Source organism: Mesorhizobium sp. LSJC280B00, from assembly GCF_000502835.1.
In the GTDB taxonomy this organism is placed as follows: domain Bacteria; phylum Pseudomonadota; class Alphaproteobacteria; order Rhizobiales; family Rhizobiaceae; genus Mesorhizobium.
Genome location: NZ_AYVL01000019.1, coordinates 82272 through 101413, shown reverse-complemented (window position 1 = coordinate 101413; position 19142 = coordinate 82272). Strand labels below are relative to the sequence as shown.

Here is a 19142-nt window from a genome sequence, read left to right as displayed (position 1 = left end):
GCTTACACAGCGGGGACTCGCATCATCCGCATACACAGCCACGCACCACATGTAACGGCGCTAGGCAGCGGGTGGATCACGCACCCTGTCTTGAGCCGATACGTCAATCATGCACCAAAGGAGAAGGCGCCGTGAATATATCAGTTGAAGTCATTGATAAGTCATTTCCGCCTCAAGAGGCCACCGACGAGCTTACCGTCGGAGTGATCATAACGACTTTCAATCATGCTCATTTCCTCGATGACGCCATCGGCAGCGTTCTGGCACAGATTCGCCTGGCGGACGAAGTGATCGTCGTCGATGACGGTTCGACCGACGATCCCTCGCAAGTCGTCCAGCGCTACCCGTCCGTGCGGCTTATCCGGCAGGACAACAAGGGGCTCGCAGCAGCCCGCAACTTCGGGTGGAAGAACTGCAGGACGACACATGTGGTCTTCCTTGATGCGGACGACCTTCTCCTGCCACACGCCCTAGAATGCGGCGTGAATTTCTGGAAGAGGCAGCCACACTGCGCTCTGGTCTACGGAGGGCATCAATACGTAACGGAAAGCTTGGCACCAATGGGCGGTGACATCTTCATCAACATAGGCGAAGACGCCCATCATGACTTCATCCTCAGCAACTGCATCGGGATGCACGCTACCGTTCTCTATCAGCGCAAGTGCCTGGAGGAGATCGGTGGCTTCGATGAGGCGCTTCAGCGCTGTGAGGATTACGACCTCTACCTACGTGTCGCAAGCAGGTTCCCTGTTGCCGGATATCCCGTCACAGTCGCCCAATACCGCCGGCATGCAAACAGCATGACAGCAGACCGGGACCGGATGCTTCGGGCCGTGCTTTCAGTGCTGGATCGGCACGAGGAGCGCCTCGGAAACGATCCGTCCAGGCGCGCCGCCATGAGGGAGAGCAGAGCGAAATGGCGCGCGCTATATGCAAAGGAAATGCTCGTCGCCGCGCGCGCGGACTGGCAGTCCGGCAAGCGTTTCGCTCCGGTTGTGGGTCAAGTCGCGCGGGCAGTCGCATGGTCGCCTGGAGGCACGACGAGAGCCGTGACGCGCGAGTTCGGGCGGCATCTGCGGGAGGGGATGGTTTGGATGCGAAGGGAGAATAAGTAGAGCGCGCCTCGGTCCACCCGCGGCGGGTGGGGGTTTGATCGCGGAACGCCGATTGATCGCCACTACATTGAAGGCTTCCTCGCCAGGAATTCCGGAGACATCGGCGGCCGTGTACTGGAAGTCGGAGACAACCACTACACGTTACGCTTCGGCGGACCCGCCGTGGAGAAAAGCGACATCCTCTTCGTCGACGACAGCAACCCCAATGCCACGATAATCGGTGATCTGGCCGATCCTGAAACCCTCCGGGAACTGCAGTTCGACTGCATTGTCCTGACACAGACACTGCACCTGCTGTTCGACATGCGAGCCGCCCTTGCAACCCTGCACCGGGCACTGAAGCCCGGCGGTATCCTGTTACTTACCGTACCCGGGATCAGTCCAGTGGGTCGGGAAAGCGACTGGGGCCATACTTGGTGCTGGTCGCTTACGGCTGTGTCCGTCCGGCGCCTTGTCCAAGAGCAGTTCGAGCCGGGCAGTATCCATGTGGAAGCACATGGCAATCTCGAAGCCGCCATTGCATTTCTTCAGCAACGCGTGCTCGACGACGTCACTCGAGATGCGCTCGACCAGCATGACCCCTCCTATCCCGTCATCGTCGCCGCGCGGGCGAAAAAGTCTGCGGTTAAATGACTGCGGAATGATCTACCAACGGGGTCTAAGACTCATGGACGATACTGCCTCTTCGCTGCTGAAGAAATCCGCGCGCAGCCCGCAGCAGGCGCCTGCGCCTGCGCCCGGCCCAACCCTGCGTGCGTCCGGAGAGATCTCTCCCTCGAAGGAGGAACTGAGGGTCGTTATCTTCTCTCCATTATTTCCGGAGTATGCGGCGCGTCTGGCTGCGTCCCTCGCCAATCATGGCTCCGTCCGACTGATTACGGATAGGACGGGTTACGAGAAGGAATGCGGACTGCATCTTGGCAGCCCAGAGCCTTCCAAACTGCAGACCCGCTTGTACCAGCTCTTTCTGCGAAGGTCCGGGATGTTCGCCTATATCCGCGACCTTCTGCGCGCGTTGATCGACATGTGGGCATTCAAGCCGCACATCGTGCATTTCCAGGAGTGCCCGAACTTCGCCCACTATATTATGGTCCTTCTGATGAAAGGCTCCGCAAGGATAGTCGTCACTGTGCACGACCCACTGCCGCATTCAGGAAGCGATTCCAAGGTCGATCGTCCCAGGATCCGCAGCCGGATAAGAGCCGCAGCAAACCTTCTCCTTGGTCATGGTCACCACTGCTGCACGGAGCTTGCCCGACTCACCCGCGCGAATGGAACCGAAGTCCGCGAGACGACGCATGGCGTGCTGTTGTGCCCACCTGCAGCACTGCAGCGTGAGCCCATACCAGGACGTGTGCTTCTGTTCGGACGAATGGAACAATACAAGGGGCTGGCCGTCCTGCTCGATGCAGTGGAGCTCCTGGGTCGACGCGGCCTCCCGTTGTCGCTGCATCTGGCTGGGCGGGGCTCTGAACTGGATCGCCTGGCCGGACGCTGCCGGGGTGCTACCAATATTACGGTCAGGGACAGCTTTCTCACGTCGCTGGAAGCCGTTCAGGAGTTTCAGGAGGCGTGCATCGTCGCCTTGCCCTATCTGGACGCCTCGCAAAGCGGGGTGGCTTCTGCGGCGTTCGCAAACGGGCGGCCGGTCGTGGCCAGTCGGGTCGGCGGACTGACGGACGTGGTGATCGATGGCGTGAACGGGCTGTTATGCGAGCCGGGGCAACCGGAGTCTCTGGCCGACGCACTGGGGATGGCATTGAGCTCGCCGCGCCTTGTGAGGCGCCTGCGGCAAGGCGCCATGAACACTGCCGCCACCAGTATGGATTGGGGCACAATCGCTTCGCGAACGGCCCAATACTACGGAGAACTACTCAAGAGACCGCGCGTCAGCTTGCCTAAAGCTTAGCTCGAACAACAGGAGAGCCTGGGCCGCGCCGGCGCAGGCACCCGCACGCCGGCCGAAAGTCTCCTTTGCCGGACGAGGTCCGGTGGACGGTGTCCCGAAATCTTCAAGCCCGTGATCCACGAACCAGGACGCTTGCAACATGCTCTCATTACCCATCGTGCCTACTCGGGCTTGAGAACTCGGGATCGGGGCGGCACTCGCACTTACCGCTACCAAATGGAATCACGTGGGCGGAGGGGCGACACAGGCAGCCTCGGTCTCGGGGATTGTCATGATCTTCTATGCCGTCTTCACGTTCGACGAGACAGTGCCCTTTCCCAGCTTTTGGGCTCTCGTTCCAGTGCTTGGGACCGCCCTTGTGATTGCGTTCGCGAGACCCGAAAACTTGGTCGGAAGGCTCCTCAGCGCTCGGCGACAGCCACGCTATGTCGCTTAGCCATGCCCTCGCTGGCGCTCTCTCGTGTGTCGGTCATGGCCTGAGAGAACTAAGCGTCGGCCGCTGCCCGCCATTTGTGGGTTCTTACCGTTCTGACCGTGAGGACGAGTGCGCGACCTACAACAAACTGGTGCAGGAGTATCTTGTGGCCAGCGCGGAACTCAAGACGGTCGTCGTGGTTGCCCGCTGGACTTTCTACTTTGACGGGAACCGTTTCAACAAAGGAGGGCGGTTTGGAACACGGCAAGCCCGTTCTCTATCTTCCCATTGGACAGGCACGGGAGTCCAATGAGCATCCCTCCCGGATCGACAAGCTTGGCGCCCTTAATCGCGCTTCGATCCAGCATCTGCTGGACAGCGGAAAGCAGGTCCTCCTCGTCTATATGATCCCCGATGTCGGCTGGGACGTGCCGCGGCATTTGCAAAGGAGTGGCACTTCGGGATCCAACGGGAAGAGTGGCTGCCGACGAGCTACAGCGTCTTCGAAGAGAGGGTTGAAGGCATACACCGCCAACTGGACGCGATCCCCGACCATCCGAACTTGGTGCGAATCAGGCCGGAAAGGATTTTCTGCAGCTCCTTCACCCCGGCCCGCTGCGTAGCCCTGCTTGGGCAGGATCCGCTCTATTTCGATGACAATCACCTCAACAGTATCGGTGCAGCCATGCTGGCGGAAGCGATCGTCAACGCAATGGCTGTGCAAGGCCGCTGATCTGCTCCCCGACGCACATCGTCTGCCGGTTTGACTCTTTTGGGCGCGGGGAGTCCGCGATCGCACAAGCGCTAAGTGGAGTGTGAATGATATGTCGAAGAGCTTGGGAGTTTTTCTGACGAGGTGCCTGAAGCCAACAGTAGCTGGGCTGGTCCTTCTGATCTGCTTCGGCAACACGGCAGTGGCAGAGGAGTACCTGTTGGCAAAGGGTGACGTGCTTGAGTTTCAGGTGCTTGGAATTCCCGATCTGCGCCAGCGGTCGCCTATTGGCATGGACGGGACGGTTCTTTTACCGCTCGTCGGCGCGGTGGAGGCTGCCGGACGAACTGTCAGCGCGGTTCGGGACGCGGTCGTGGCCCAGGCGCCGCAGAAGGGTTACCCGGTCCAAGGCGTCGGGGGAGACGTCTGGCAGTTCGTGCATCCCGAGGCGGTGGTGCTGCAGGTGGTGGAGTATCGTCCCATCTACCTGACCGGCGATGTTGCAAATCCTGGCGAACAGCCCTTCCGCAGCGGAATGACGGTACGCCAGGCAATCGCCGTCGCGGGCGGCTACGATTTGGTCAGGCTACGGATCGACAATCCCATCTTGGAGCTGACGGACCTCAAAACTCAGTACAACACGACCTGGCCTCGTTTGGCGGCGGCGCAGATCCGCGTGGCAAGGCTCAGAGCCGAACTCGAGGGCCGCGATGAAACCAGCCTGGCCGTTTCCGCTGACGGGGGCCTTTCGGCGGGCCTGCTGCCGGAAATCGAGCAGGTCCAGGGCGAGCTCCTCGCCAACAGGGTCGATGACCACAGCAAGGAGAAGCAGGCCGTCCGCGTTTCTCTCCAGCACATCGAGCGACGGCTTGATCTATTGAGCCGGCGTCAAGAGAACGAGCAGACCGCCAAGGAAGAAGACACCATTGAGCTTGAGCGGGTCAGACGACTCCATGAGAAAGGACTAGCCTCGGTAGCCCTTCTGAACGACGCGCGCAGGGCCGTGCTTCTGTGGTCAACGCGGGCATTGGAATCATTCGCGGAGGCTTCCCGGATGGAGCGAGAGCGCAATGATCTGCAACGCAATCTCGTCAGGATTGAAGATTCCCGTCGCATCGAGCTTCTTGGCGAGCTGACGGCTGCGATGTTGGACGTGGCTGACCTGAAGGCGCAGCTGCAAGGCAATGCGGAGAAGCTCGTCTATGTCGGAGGACTGCGCTCGGAACTCGCACGCGGCGGCCGGCAGTCGCCGCCGGAGATCACCGTCGTCAGAAAATCTGCCGACGCCGTCGACCGGATCAGCGCCAATGAAGAAACCGACTTGTGGCCCGGAGATGTCGTGGAGATCACCCTCAACGTCGACTGGATACTCGCTCCCTCTCTCCGCCCCTCGATTGCTGCGGAAAAGAGCCGCTGAACGAAACCTCAACGACGGCCTTTGCAGCCGCATCACCTGCGGAGATCCATATGCTGCAGCGCAATTCCCAATCTCCCGCTACCTATACGGACGAACGGTGGCCTACTTCGGTCGAAGACAGCACGCTTGACCTGGACAAGTTGCTGGCGGCCGCGGGCAGACAGTTCCGCGTAATCATTGCCGTCGGGGCCGCTGCACTGGCCTTGGGCACGGCGTTCGCGCTGACGGAAACCCCGCAGTACACGGCCTCGGCTGAACTGCTCATCGAATATCGTCAAATCAGCTTTCTGGGGGACAGTTATCTTCCCAATCCTCTTGCGGCTTTCGACGGAATCGTCAGCAGCGAAATGGAGGTATTGAGGTCGGAATCGGTTGCCCGTCATGTGATCGACGCACTGCAGCTGATGGATGATCCGCGCTTTCTTTCTGAGGCGACGTCACCAACTTGGAAGCTGGTGTCGTTCGTTCGTGAGCAACTTGCCCGTCCTCCGGCTCCGCAGGAGACGGAGGACGGAAGGATCAAGGCGGGCATTGCGAAGTTGAAGTCCATGGTGCGGGTATTGCGGGTCGGCCCAGCCTTCATTCTCCGCATCGAATCCACCGCGCCCGATCCCTCCCTTGCTGCAGACATCGCCAATGCGTTTGCAGAAGGCTACCTGCATGACCAACGGGAAAGAACGCACGAGTCGATGCGCCAGGCGGGCGAATGGCTCCGGGTTCAGGTTGTCGACCTGAGGCAGAAGCTGGCCGACGCGGAACTCGCTGTCATCAGGTCCAGAAGGACTGCGGCGGATGCGTCGGCCCTGGTCGCGCTGAATGCTCTGGAACGAGAAGCCGAGACCTACCGGAACCTGCACGCCTCCTCCCTGCAACGTTATCAAGAGGCGCTCCATCAGCAGACCACGCCATCTGCCGACGCCCGCATCATCAACCGGGCGGATACCCCGTCCTGGACGAGCTATCCTCCCAAGACCATAATCTTGGTGTTGTCGCTCTTGGCTGGCGGCGTTCTGGGGGTCGGTCTAGGGGCGCTGTTCGAGTTCAGAGACCAAGGTTTCCGAAGAGGTGCTCAGGTTCGAGATTTGCTTCATCTGGATTTCCTCGGCATGCTTCCGAAGGTTCGGCGCAGCAGCTGGTCTCCGCGGCCGTGGCCGAGACAAGTTGCTAAGGCGGAGGGAAACACCTTGCCGGGGCCGCTGGCCAAGGGGGCGGATGACCTCCTACGTGACGTGATCGATAAGCCGACCTCGAGGTTCGCCGAATGTCTGCGCAGCGCGACGGTCGCAGCCGACCTCAAACTTCCGGACCAGAAGATGAGGGTTATCGGGGTTACTTCGGTGCTGAACGGAGAGGGGAGATCAACTGCAGCGAAGAACTTGGCCTCCCTTCTTGCCGCGCGCGGATCGAAGACCCTGCTGATTGACGCCGATCTCACCAATCCGGGCTTGAGCGAAGCCCTGGCTCCTGCCGCCGAAGTGACACTTGCCGACGTTGTGATGAATGGCCGCAGCCTTCGAGACGCGCTTTTCTTCTTTGAAGGGGAGACGGGACTGGCATTTCTTCCAGCATCCAAGCGTGGCTCTCTTCCGCAAACCAGCGATATGGTGGCATCGCCTGGCTTCACCACCTTGCTTCGGGAAGCGGAGGTTACGTTCAAATACGTCATCGTCGACTTGCCGCCTATGGCGGAAGGCATAGAGGCCCGTGCGGCGGCCATCCGCATCGACGCCTTCATCTGCGTAATCGAGTGGGCGCGTACCTCCCGCAAACTGGTGCAGAAGGCCATGTCCTTGGATCACGGCATTAGGGAGAAATGCCTAGGTGTCATCTACAGCAAGGTCAACCTTAGGCGGTTGCGCAAGTATGAACGCTACAGTTCCAAGCGTCACTTCGGGCAGCGGCAGAAGACCGGTTTCCGCGTCTAATGGCAGCGACTACCGTCTCGGTGAATGGTGGCCGTTGCCGAAATCAGAACACAGGGCCCCGGAGTGGGGCATCGCGATCCGGTCCCAGTCAAACCATGTTTGCAGGACGTGCGCTGCCATACGTCCAATCACCTTCAGGCGCGGTTGCATGAGCAGTGATGTCAATGCCGGGCCGCCGCAGTGCCTCTGCTTCGTCGATTAAGCCGCGGCATAAACTGTCCATGATGACATATGGCTGGGTCAATGCGTCACGAAAGCGGAAGCGGTGGCTTCCGGGCTGTCCGCGCCTGACCAACAGGCGCCCACGCTCGTCAGAGGCAAGGTCGGCCAGATGGCGCTGGAAGCTTGCTGGTTTCATCTGGCGGCGAAGCATGCGCGACAGGGGCGCCGCCACCGATTTCGCGCTGAAATAGCCATCGTCGTCCGCGTCCGCCAGCGCGCTTGCAAGGACGACCTCGGGAAAGATGCTGCCGCGGCTTCCAGCCAACATATTCGTGACGCCGTCACAGAAGGTTTGCCGCAGTTCGTCAATGACCTGTTCGATCGCCGCATTCACCTGCGCCACGCCAATGCGTCGGGACGCGCTGCGCGCAGCAGCGAGGCAACCAAGCTTGGCGATCGTGTGAACGTAGAAGGGCAGTCCCCGAGACAAGCGCAGTATCTTGAGCTTTGCTGGTCCCTCAATCTCCAGAGAGGCGCGGTCAAGCCGAGACTCAATGAGTTCCGAGAACTCGTCATCGCGCATCCGTTGCAAGGGTATGCAGGTAAGTAAACGGCGCAGCGATTCGTGGTTCCTGACCAGGTCGCCCAGAGATTCGGCAACGCCGACAATGATCACTGTGCAGTTTATGTTGTAGTCGGAAAGGTACTTGATGGTATCGGCAGGTGAGCTCGGCATCGCGAGTGCTCTGCAGCCGGTCGAACTCGTCAATTATCAAAGCCGTATTTCTGACGCAGCAACGCTGCAGATGCCGCCTGACAGAATCTGGTTTAAGCGGTCGGTCAGTAGGGAGCGGCGTTGCCGCAAAAGCGTGACCCGAGGCTGGGTCGATGCTGCTAAGCTCACTCAGCGCCTTGCGCCATAGAGAGGAATAGTCGTCAGAGGGATCCGCCTGCACCCGAGCGACGAGGTGAACTGAGGAAGCCCCCGTCGCCTCTGCCACAAGAACATATTGACGAGTGAAGTCTTGCCGACGCCCCGCTCACCATAAACTATGGCATGCTTGGATGGCTCCGCGTCTCAACAAGGCGGTCGACCTGTTGTCGCCGCCCGGCGAACAGCGACTCCTCCTGAACGGGGCCGGACGGCGTGAAAAGCTGCGCAACGTCCATTTCGGTTGCATTGGCTGGTGCCACAGGATCAACGTTCGTCTGCGGCTTTGGGGACGTTCCTTTTCCCGCACTTTCGCTACGACTGCGAGACGATAACAGGATCCAGCAGAGCGCGCGAATTATCAAGCCGGGGACTGGCCTATCCCTGAACTTCCCAAATAGCGCGTTGGAATCCGACACATGCGCTCACTTCAATGCTTCAGGCGAAATGGGACTGCTATTTCGTTTCCCAACAGGGGCTTTGGCCAAGCACCGCGGAACGCGCTTTCCTGCAACCCGGAGACGACCATGCTGAAACCGATCACTCTGCTGGCAACTGTTTTACTGTTCGGCATAGGCGGGGCAGTGTCGCCCCCTGTGCCGCGCCTTCCGTTGTTGCTTGGCAACAAGGCCACCAGCCCCGTCCCCATGCAGGCAAACCTCGATCATGCGGGGAGCTTGATCATTACCGCTGGAGGCACCTACAGCGGCCGCTGGCATTCGGACGATCCGGACGTCCCGGCGGTCACTATTCGAACGACCGAGCCGGTTACAATTGAGAACTGTGTCGTCAGCGGGGTCGGAACCCTGATCAGCACCCGCTACGGCGAGGCCGAGCACCGAAGCGACGGGGTAAACCCCAGGAACACCCATTATGCCGACGTGACAGTTCGGAATTGCAGGGCGATTGGGCAACAGCCTGAGCTGCGCGATAGAGCCCCGCCACGGTTCATTGTGGCTCTGAATCCTCGGCGCATCGATGTACAGCACAACTCGGTCGAGGGAAGCCGCGGAATCTGGGTCTATGCGGATCCCGCGAGAATGCCGGCACGTGAGATCACAGTTCGGTTCAACCACGCATTGAACATTGCCGGGCTTTGTCGCGACCAATGCTCTACGGAGAATGTGGGCGCCTGGGTTGGCAGGACGGGGATTGCCGTTGCCAATTTCGTGCAGCTTGCAGACATCCGTGAAGCGGGCACTGTCGACATCTCCTGGAATTATGTGCGCAACGAGCCCGGCAAGAGCGCCGTCGAGGACGTGATCAGCCTGTTCCGCGTCAGGGGTAGGAAGGATCGACCGGTGACGATAGCCAACAACCTGTTGATCGGAGCTTTTCCGGGCCGCCAGCCGTTCACAGGGCGCTACTCGGGGTCCGGCATCATGATCGACGGAGTTAACACGGATGCGTCGACCGGCTCAGCTTGGATAAAAATCTTTGCCAACCGTATCCTCTACGCCTCCAATGCTGGGATTGGGCTAGCGGCAGGAAATAACAACGAAGTATTCGAGAACTTTGTCGTGCGGCCCGCCCGGTATATCGACGGCAACGAGATAACAACGAAGACAGTCGGGATTTACGTCTGGAAATGCTGCGGCGAAGGCGGGATCGACGAATCCTACTTCGCCAATGTCGCTCATTCGAATTCAATATTCGTCGAGTCGTATCGGAAGGGCGTATTTGAGGCCAACAATCTTTGGATACCTGATTGCGCCGTCGATGCAGCCGAGGCGACGCTGTGCACCGGAAACGAGAGCTTGGCACCGTTACCAGTGGATCAGTTCGAGCAGCAGCTTCTCTCTGATTGGTCCCGCACCTATCAGGCGAGCTTCGGTAGAACGTCTCCGGTTCAATATCCGAACGAGGGTCCGGACCCATAAAGGGGTTCCCCTGACGGCGGGATTGTGATTCAGGGGTCTCTGAGGGGGACCACTCATGAATCGCGAATATTTCTGGCTCAGTGATGAGCAGTTTGGGCTGCTTGAACCGCATCTGCCGACCGACACCCGAGGCAAGCCGCGCGTTGATGATCGCCGCGTGATCAGCGGCATCATCCATGTGGTGAAGAGCGGCGGACGCTGGTCGACGCTAGAGCACGTCCTGTTTAATCTGGGTCATATCCGGCCGCTTTGAAGTAGTTTGCGCATTCGGCTGGGGTGAAGAGGTCGAGGACCGAACCGACCGTGTTCCACAGTGCGGTGATGGTTCTTTCGGCCTTTGCTCGCAGCAGCGCCTTGAGCTTGGCGAAGGCGTTCTCGATCGGATTGAAGTCGGGACTGTAGGGCGGCAGGTAGAGCAGGCTCGCGCCTGCGGCCTCAATCGCGTCGCGCACGCCGCCGGCCTTGTGGGCGGGCAGGTTGTCCATCACGACGATGTCGTCCTTCGACAGGGTCGGGACCAGCACCTGCTCGACATAGGCCAGGAACACGTTGCCGTTCATGGCGCCATCGTAGACGAAGGGCGCTGTCATGCCCGTCAGCCGCAAGGCGCCGGTGAAGGTCGTGGTTTTCCAATGGCCATGCGGCACGCCGGCCCGGCAGCGCTCGCCGCGTGGCGCTCTTCCACGCAGGCGCGCCATCTTCGTCGACAATCCCGTCTCGTCGATGAACACGAGCTTCGCAGGGTCGAGATCGAGCTGGCCTTCGAACCAGGCCCGCCGCCGCTTCAGGATGTCGGGGCGATCCTGCTCCAGTGCATGTGCGGACTTTTTTGAAAGTCCAGCCTCGGCCGCGAAGCCAGGCACTCAAGGCGCTGCGGCTGATCCGCACCGACTGTTCGGCCAAGAGCCGCTCCACCATCTCGTTCAGCGTGATGTCCTTGCGCTCCTCGATCAGCCCGCCGATGAAGGCTTCATGCGCATCGAGGCTGGAGGCGCGGCGACGGCCCTGCGGGCGGGGCGCCAACTCGCCGATCTTCGCCCGCGCAATCCAGCGGATCGCGCTGGATACTCCCACGCCGAACCGCGCCGCCGCCTGCCGTGCCGACATGCCTTCCGCCGAAGCCTTCAAGACCCGCAACCGAAGATCCCCGCTCAGTGCTCTTCCCATAATCCACCTCCATCGAGGTGGATGTTGAATCACTTCCGAACGCCATCGTCACATCACAATCGATTCATCCATCATGGGACGTGCTCTAGTCGGTCTATGGACCGCGCAAGACCCTCTACAACCGTTTCCAGCGCTGGTCGGCCAAGGGCGTTTGGAGCGCCATTTTCCATGCTCTCGCCATCGCAGGCGGGCCTCCGGCCGAGCTTCTCATCGACCCATCGGCGGTAAGGGCGCATCGCTGTGCGGCCGGCGGCAAAGGGGGGAGCAAAATCAGGCCATCGGTCGCTCGAGAGGCGGATGGACCACCAAAATCCATGCCCTGACGGATGGATTCTGCCGGCCGGTCGCCTTTCTCCTGACCGGCGGCCAGGTCGCCGATTGCACTGCCGGGGCGCTGCTGATCGAGCAGATGCCGGCGGCGCCAATCCTGCATGCCGACAAAGGCTATGACAGCGATGCCATCCGGGAGCAGGTTCGCGGACGGCGCGTTCGCCAATATCCCGCCCAAGGCGAACCGGAAATGGAAGAACTGCTTCTCGCCCTTCCTCTACAGAGACCGCAATGCGATTGAGCGCATGTTCTGCCGCATCAAGGACTTCCGCCGCATCGCAACCCGCTACGATCGACTCGCCCGGAACTTCCTCGCCGCCGTCTGCATCGCCGCAACCGTCAGCTACTGGTTATGAGTCTTGGCCCTGGGATTCACGAGACCTCGGACGCTGCCGCCTATACCAGTCGCTTCGAAGTTTCGTGAAGTACGTCAACTTGAGGATAATATTATGACTAAACCGCTTAAAGATGTGACCACGCAACACCGCCAAGCGCGCCTGTCAATCGCTCATGCGCGCGAGCCTGCGGAAAGGCTGCCGCCTGTTGAAGCTGTTGAGATCCTGACGACTTCAGTTGCCGTGGTCGAAGAGCAGTCTTTCCTGCTGAGGGTGGACGAGTGGCTTGCCCGGCGCACGGCCAACACCGCTGGTGTCTACGTCGTGTTTCGCGATGTACATGGGGTGGTGCGCGCGCTCGACGAGCCGGCCTTGGCCGATGCGCATCGAGGCGCATTCATGAACGTGCCCGACGGGGCGCCCCTGGTGTGGGTTTGTCGGTTCAGGGGCCGTCGCGCAGGCCGGGTGACAGGTACCGACACACTCGAAGCGGTTTGCCGGGCGGGGCTGGCCAAAGGCTGGCGGCATGCCTTCTACGGAGCAACACCGGAGGTCCTAAGGTCCTTGGTGGCTGCGCTCGAGGCATCCTATCCCGGCATCGAAATAGCAGACGCGGTCTCGCCGCCCTTTCGCCCGCTGACCGACGTCGAGATGGAGGAGCAGATTCGCCGCCTTGCAGTCGCCAAGCCCGACATCATCTGGGTCGGCCTGGGCTGCCCGAAGCAGGAGATTTGGATGGCGCGGTATGCACGGCACATCCCCGGCGCAATCTCGATGGGGGTCGGTGCCGCCTTTGATTTTCGCGCCGGGGCAATAAAGCGCGCCCCTCCCTTTATCCGCCAGTTCGGACTGGAATTCCTCTACCGCATATCACAGGAGCCGGGGCGGCTTGCGGGGCGCTATTTCCGCGTCATCCCCAGATTCATGCTGGGAATCTTTCGGCAGGAAGCGAGGCGTCTCTTCCGATCCCAAGGGTGAAGATGGTGAACCTACTGATCTGCCCAGAATGCATCAAATGCGCAGACGCTGCCGCTACTACTAGGATTGCTGGCCGCCTGTTGATGCGGTGAGCAGATGGATGCGCTCGTCACTCTCCTTGTTTGCGGGCCGCAACGACGAGGGGTTACTGATCGCCTGGCAGTTGTCGAGGCCAAGTAGAGGAAATGAAGGAGAATTTGAGTCCACCCGAAACGTGTCCATCCACTAGCCGTCGGCGCCTCCGTTGTGACGCCAGCAAAGCGGCTTTGTCTGCTCGCGACGGTGAACAAGGATGCTCCGCACCAAGAGTGCGATAAAGTATCCGAGCTGTAGCAAACTCAGTGCGGCCGCAGCGAGAAGAGTGCTACGCACGGTGCCCTGTCCCGCGCCGATCACCAGCGCGCACAGCGCTACCGCCACAAGCGCCAGCTGTTTGGAATTGATCCAAAACCCAAGCAGCATTCCGAGAGCCAAGTAGAAAGATCCCGCGATCAACATGTGCCACCGCCTCTGCCATTAAGCCGAGATTGCCGGCCTCTAATTTCTATAAATCAATTCGGTATGAATTCTATGTTAAGTTCCGCAGCTTGTGCTGTTTCATGGGGGGTGTCTGTTCTGCGCATTCTTCCGATACCAACTCTTCGCGTGCACGGCGTCTGCCAGGAACCGCGCGAGATCAAAGGTGACGTGCCCCAGTAATGTCCTCGCATTGAGATTGTTCCGGTCTTTGAGAGGAGACTGGCAATGAAGTGAACGAAACGCGCGCCTGAGGAAGCTTGTCGCTGGCAAGAAACTTCTGACGCCCGGTTAGGAGAGGTTGGACTTGGCCGTGCTGCGCATGCACCTCAAAGCTCTGCCCGCCCGAAAATCATTGGGGCATTGATGACGCCTGGATTTCCGTCGTATCGCCACGACGTCACGCCAAGCTCTCGCGAGGTGGTATCCCTCCGCGGTCACCCTCGAATTCTTGTAGTATTGCGGTCCTGCATGGTCTCAACACCGCGAACCCGCTAAACCCTTGCCGAATTGCGACTTCGAAAGTTAACTTGACGGCAATACTTGCTTCCTAGGAGATCGCCTATGTATTCTTGGTCGCGGGAATATACAAGTTCCTTGATTGACAGAGCGCTATGGATCGCGGGTCTTTATTTGGTACGCGTCGCGGATTTTGATACGGTCTTAGGCTCGCAATTCAGAGTGCCGATCAATAAATGTCTTAACGGTTATGCCATCGATTTTGATGCCAATGGCTGCAATCCGCAGGTTGCATTCCTTAGGCAATACATCAGCGATCCAAGTGTGAGATATGAGGAATCCTTGATAAGGAGGTTCATGGCAGATTTTCGCCCCCGGAACTTGCAGGAAGTGCTATTTGGGCAGCAAACGGACTATGAGGATGACTGCAAGGCTTCTCAGCTCCAACACTATGTCTCCTCCCTGGACATCACCAGGCCGTTCCTGCCCATGCCGTGGAGTACGCCTTCCGAGATCTCAAGATACAGACAAGGTTTGAAAGCTCTTAATGGTAGCTTGGCGCCGGACCTAAGCCCGAGCATCGTGGAGCAGGAAAGCAGGAAGGAATACGAGCGCTTAATAGCAACCTACGAAAGTATAAAGAAAATCGGCTATAAGCCGAATATTGCCTCAGACGGCGCGCTTGACAGCAGATTCATACAGGTCGTCATGCTGCGAGATCACGAAGATGAAAGGTTCATCGTGATGAGCGGCCACCATCGGCTGGCGGCCTTGTCCGCACTGGGCTGGACGCAAGTCCCGGCGATCCTCGTCGCGAACGGTTTGCCTATAGTGGATTTGGCCAATGTGGAGAACTGGCCCGTGGTTAGCGAGGGCGTCTACGATCTCCATGTGGCGCGACGTGTCTTCAAGCGTTACTTCGCAAGACAGACATCCATTCCAAGACCTGCACCCATTCCGAGTTAGGCTTTGCCAGCAATTGCCTGGTGGGTATCCAATTATTGGAGCAGGAACCCTCTCGCAATGATGGTTGAGGTGGTGCCCGGTTTCTGAGACAGGGGCATAAGGTGGATCGCCCGATGAGAAGGACGATCCAGCATGAAGACACGCAGACGGTTCTCGGCCGAGTTCAAGGCCAAGGTCGCACTTGAGGCGACCAGGCTGGACCACCTCAGGTGGTGGACTTGTCGTGCAATTTTGCAAAGTGTTGACATGCGGTCGATAGTGACGACAATATGCACTTGACCTGTTCGCTCCTCACCTTGGCAATATTGATGTGGAACCAAGTGTCTGGCAGCTCTTCTTTCGCCGATCTCGCGCGAGACCGACCCGTTGCCGCTGCCCTCCCGACAGGCCGACTCCATCCTCCCCGATGTCGGTCATATATCCGTTGGGGAGGCGCTGGAATCATCTCGTGCGCAGAGGCGTGTGTTGCCGCCTCGATCACCTGCGCATCGGCCGCGTCCGCTCGGAAGCGCGCAATGTTGTCGCGCACGCAACCGGAGAACAGCTCGATATCCTGGAGCGCGGTGCCGGTCGCACGCACCCTTGCGCCGGCGGCCATGCACCCACAAGCGAAGTCTTCAGCGTGAACGTCGCGCCCATGACGACCGGCGTGTTCGTGCCGGGGCGAGGACGAAAAGGTTCTCGACGGAAACCGTACCCCTGACGTCAGGCAGACGCACGAGTCCGGCAATGGGCGGTTCTCCTGGAATATGCGCTCCAGGCGCGCATGGGCGCTGCGCGCGGACAGCGGATACCGGTGCACCATGACCGGATAGCGGCTCCATTCCCAGCCCCCGGCCGCTACCGTGCGGCCGCTACCGTGCGGCCGTTCCCAAAGCGGCCTGACGGCGTGCTACGAACGGCTCGCGATGGCGCAAGATGTCGACGAGAGCCGAAGTACGATCGTACGATCGGGTAGGCTGGCGTGGAAAAGGCGGGGCTATGGGCTCTGGATGCCCGCGCATCTGCCTTCCTGCTGGTTAGGAGAGGAAACAGCCGGCCAGGCGGTTAATTGGCCGACAGACGGGTGCTCCCGCACCGCAAGCGGACGCGTTTGACTGGAGAGAAGCAAGCACCGGTCTCCTGCGACTATAAAGCTTGCCGCAGCGCATATGCGGAATCGGCGGCTCCTCCAGTGACGATAGAGCTGTTCCCGACCCGCTACGCAGATCTGGGCCTTTAGCGATCCGACCGGATCGTAATGCCCGCCTGAATAACTCGGAATTGCACGAACTTGTCTCAGTGCCGAGGCGTTCGCTCCTTCAAGGATCAGAGTATCCGTTCGACGAGAAGCCATGTCGCGCAATCGCGACGCCGGCGACCCAGGCGCCGGCAATGACGCAGTCGCACGTCATAGCCCTCGGGCAGCTCCAGGATGAAATCGTGAACGCCGGCGAGCGATGCCCGCTTCATGGCATAGCCGGATCGGCGAGCGCGATGTTCTCGCGAATGGACCGGTTGAAGAGCACGTTCTCTTGCAAGACGACGCCGATCTCACGTCGAAGCCAGGTTGGGGTCGACCACCGGCACATCGATGCCACAGCAGCATCACAGGCCAGCTCGCTTCGACACAGCATAGGCCTGCGCCGCAAGGCTTAGGAAAGACGTCGCTCGATGACCGAAAGAGCCAGTTCCTCTCGACGCCACGGCGTCAGACGGGCATTCTTGTGGATGTTCATTTAGTACCCTCCGGTGAGAGCAAGCTTGGTAACTCCAGTCTCCTCGGTTCGGTCCGCATGGACAACTACGGAAAACTCACAAGTCGAGTCCGTTCCATCCCGATGACATCGGGATGGAACTCCATTGAGCGTGATCTTCTCCGAAAACCGGACTCCCGCCTTTGGTAAGCTGACTTCGGTTCGGGATCATGGCTTTGAGGTGCTGTTTATCCAGTCCTTATCTGGCCACGGCAGCCCCGCGTTCCTTCAGGTCACATAAAATGAGGCTGCGGCGAGCGAGAGATGTGGGGAAAGGGTGGCGAACTGGGTTTGAGATGCGCCGCCGGCTCCGTCGCTGTCGAAAGAGAGCGCCCCGGTTGCACTGTCGTAGATGATATGATCGGAACTGTCATGCGCGGCTGTACCAACAAAGAAAGCTTTGGATGGAAGCCCTCCCGGCTGAAGCCCGGTAAAAACGGTATCGCTGAGATGGAACGTGTCCTGGGAGCGTTTGAAGTCGGTGATCTTATCGACATTGCCGGCTCCAAGAGCAGTATTGAACGAGAAGGCATCGTGGCCTCCGTAACCGGTCAAGACGTCGGGGCCGAGCCCGCCATTGATGACATTGTTGCCGGCATTGCCCTGGATGGTCTGGGCGAACTCGTTGCCGGTGAGGGAAATCGCCTTCGTGCCGGACGGGTTGTTGGTGGCGAGATGCTCGATCTCCGAGCTGGCCGAAAGCGCATAGCTCACCGAGGCGATCACACTGTCGTTGCCGCCGCCCACTGCCTCAACGACCTTCTCGTTGGCATTGTCGACATAGTAGGTGTCGTTGCCGCCATAGCCGATCATGGTGTGGCCGCTGGTTCCGTGGAGTATATCGGCGCCGCTGGTGCCGTACAACGTGCCATCGCTGGTGCTGCCGGAAGGAGCGACAGTCCCGGTCCCAGACCCGGTCTCCGTCGTGCTAGTGGTTGGGGGAGTGACGCTCGCGTCCGTGACAGTGTCGGTCGAGCTATCCGCTGCGTAGTCCCAGGTGAACTGGTTATCGACGTGTGCCACTGGGGTGGCCGTGGGATCCTCGTGCACGTCGGCCACGACCGCCTTTGACGCGTCCCAAATGATGTTGTTGGGATTGCCAGGGTTGGTGTAGGTCGAGTTCAGGATGCTGACCCCACCGGAGCTTACATTCCAGATCAGTCCATTCGACGAGGGAACCCCGCGGCCTTGATCCTCATCGATACCGTCGAACGACCTCGTGTGATCGAAGGTCACATCGCTCGCGTAGGAAGAGAACGCGCCATTGCCCTGATGGATGGCGTCAACGTGATCCACCCTCCCGCCGGTCGATCCGTTCTCGAACATGACGGCCACGCCGGTCTGAGAGTTGTTACCGTCGATCACCCCATTTGAGATCGTCGTATTCGGGCTGCCGTATACCGAGACGATGTCCTCAGGATGCGAACTGCCGGCGTCGTTGACGGCATAGAAGTCGGTTAGCGAACTATTGCCCGAGTTGTTGAACTGGACGAACTGACCGCGCGGCATTGGGCCATGGAAGTCGTAGCCATCGACGTGTGAAAGACTCGCGCCGGGCGAGTTCACGAGATAGATGCCAGTCGAGCCTTCCCGCACCGTCGTGTTATGAACGGTCAGGTTCGAAGCGTTTTCTGCCTTGATGTTGTTGATGTCTGGGCTCGTCTCGGGGTCGATTCCCGCCGGGGGGGCGGCGTTGATGACCTCGGTGTTCTCGATCGTGACACCGTTTGCGCCCGATACCATCACCCCGTCGCCCTCGACGTGATGAATAAGACAATTGCGCAGGATGACATTGTCGTGCGTAATCGTGACCGCGTCCCCGTTGGTGACGTAGATGTCAAGATTTTCAATCACCTGGCCGTCGTACTCCGATTGGATCGGTGTGGTGGTATAGGTAAGACCCTGCGCCGGCTGCGTGGTTGCCGTCGATGCGGAAGCGGTGGAAATGGGAGCCTCGGTCGTCACTCGGCGGCCTCCGTCGTCGCGCGAGAGTTGTTCAACCATTCCGAGTGTGTCAACAGTATTTCCTTGTCGGAATTCATCGATCTCATGTGTTTCTCCAGTTAAATATTAATCATCATAAGTATCTCTCAGGACGCTCATCGACAATCTATCGTCCTAACGAAATTCTGCCAATACAACCAGAAATTCCATCTGGAGATATAACGCTAACCTTCATGACCATAATA

General features: G+C 59.6%; 12 protein-coding genes and 4 pseudogenes. 10 read left to right on the top strand and 6 right to left on the bottom strand.

From position 1 onward, the window contains the following. The first annotated feature begins 131 nt into the window (after positions 1 to 131). The 5 genes from X773_RS0138560 (at position 132) to X773_RS63505 (ending at position 7493) form a co-directional block, all read left to right on the top strand. Positions 132 to 1115, top strand: coding sequence for a glycosyltransferase (locus X773_RS0138560; RefSeq protein WP_023678668.1), 984 nt, complete (start codon positions 132 to 134; stop codon positions 1113 to 1115). A gap of 51 nt (positions 1116 to 1166) precedes the next feature. After that, positions 1167 to 1748 (top strand): methyltransferase, encoded by a 582-nt coding sequence (locus X773_RS0138555; protein WP_036238948.1) that lies wholly within the window; start codon positions 1167 to 1169, stop codon positions 1746 to 1748. 34 nt (positions 1749 to 1782) lie between these two features. Beyond that, on the top strand, positions 1783 to 3024 hold the full coding sequence (locus X773_RS63520; RefSeq protein ID WP_198023595.1) for a glycosyltransferase family 4 protein: 1242 nt from the start codon (positions 1783 to 1785) through the stop codon (positions 3022 to 3024). Between the two features lie 1239 nt (positions 3025 to 4263). After that, positions 4264 to 5568 carry a polysaccharide biosynthesis/export family protein gene (locus X773_RS63510; protein WP_023678662.1) on the top strand — a complete coding sequence of 435 codons (1305 nt, stop codon included), beginning with the start codon at positions 4264 to 4266 and terminating at the stop codon, positions 5566 to 5568. Positions 5569 to 5618: 50 nt separating this feature from the next. Further along, positions 5619 to 7493 carry a Wzz/FepE/Etk N-terminal domain-containing protein gene (locus X773_RS63505; protein WP_023678661.1) on the top strand — a complete coding sequence of 625 codons (1875 nt, stop codon included), beginning with the start codon at positions 5619 to 5621 and terminating at the stop codon, positions 7491 to 7493. A gap of 88 nt (positions 7494 to 7581) precedes the next feature. Here the strand turns inward: X773_RS63505 and X773_RS63500 are convergent, their stop codons facing one another. After that, positions 7582 to 8391: a hypothetical protein gene (locus X773_RS63500; protein ID WP_023678660.1), complete on the bottom strand. Its 810-nt coding sequence runs from the start codon at positions 8389 to 8391 to the stop codon at positions 7582 to 7584. 722 nt (positions 8392 to 9113) lie between these two features. Here X773_RS63500 and X773_RS63495 point away from each other — a divergent pair. Together X773_RS63495 and X773_RS63490 are read left to right on the top strand one after the other, a co-directional pair. Continuing rightward, positions 9114 to 10466, top strand: a complete 1353-nt coding sequence (locus X773_RS63495) for a hypothetical protein (RefSeq protein ID WP_023678659.1) — start codon at positions 9114 to 9116, stop codon at positions 10464 to 10466. Between the two features lie 55 nt (positions 10467 to 10521). Continuing rightward, positions 10522 to 10671, top strand: a pseudogene (locus tag X773_RS63490) (transposase); the annotation flags it as partial. Positions 10672 to 10690: 19 nt separating this feature from the next. Here X773_RS63490 and X773_RS74885 read toward each other — a convergent pair. Next, positions 10691 to 11633 (bottom strand): IS630 family transposase gene (locus X773_RS74885; RefSeq protein ID WP_198023593.1). Its coding sequence is split into 2 segments (ribosomal slippage): positions 10691 to 11297 and positions 11296 to 11633, totalling 945 coding nucleotides; the frame shifts between segments, so codons are not numbered across the junction. A 92-nt stretch (positions 11634 to 11725) separates the two neighbouring features. Here X773_RS74885 and X773_RS74880 point away from each other — a divergent pair. Continuing rightward, a pseudogene (locus tag X773_RS74880) lies at positions 11726 to 12319 on the top strand (IS5 family transposase); the annotation flags it as partial. Positions 12320 to 12322: 3 nt separating this feature from the next. Then, a complete protein-coding gene (locus X773_RS63475; protein ID WP_156937392.1) occupies positions 12323 to 13276 on the top strand; it encodes a WecB/TagA/CpsF family glycosyltransferase in 954 nt (317 codons plus the stop codon). 225 nt (positions 13277 to 13501) lie between these two features. Here X773_RS63475 and X773_RS63470 read toward each other — a convergent pair whose 3' ends face one another. Next, positions 13502 to 13774 carry a hypothetical protein gene (locus X773_RS63470; protein WP_023678653.1) on the bottom strand — a complete coding sequence of 91 codons (273 nt, stop codon included), beginning with the start codon at positions 13772 to 13774 and terminating at the stop codon, positions 13502 to 13504. A 582-nt stretch (positions 13775 to 14356) separates the two neighbouring features. Between X773_RS63470 and X773_RS63465 the strand changes: the two genes are divergently transcribed. After that, positions 14357 to 15217: a ParB/Srx family N-terminal domain-containing protein gene (locus tag X773_RS63465; protein WP_084641424.1), complete on the top strand. Its 861-nt coding sequence runs from the start codon at positions 14357 to 14359 to the stop codon at positions 15215 to 15217. Between the two features lie 348 nt (positions 15218 to 15565). Here the strand turns inward: X773_RS63465 and X773_RS79335 are convergent. The 3 genes and pseudogenes from X773_RS79335 to X773_RS73765 all read right to left on the bottom strand — a co-directional run. Then, positions 15566 to 16025 (bottom strand): annotated as a pseudogene (locus X773_RS79335) (type I secretion system permease/ATPase); the annotation flags it as partial. A gap of 581 nt (positions 16026 to 16606) precedes the next feature. Next, a pseudogene (locus X773_RS79085) lies at positions 16607 to 16795 on the bottom strand (hypothetical protein); the annotation flags it as partial. Between the two features lie 386 nt (positions 16796 to 17181). Beyond that, positions 17182 to 18918 carry a right-handed parallel beta-helix repeat-containing protein gene (locus X773_RS73765; protein WP_198023592.1) on the bottom strand — a complete coding sequence of 579 codons (1737 nt, stop codon included), beginning with the start codon at positions 18916 to 18918 and terminating at the stop codon, positions 17182 to 17184. Positions 18919 to 19142 lie beyond the last annotated feature (224 nt).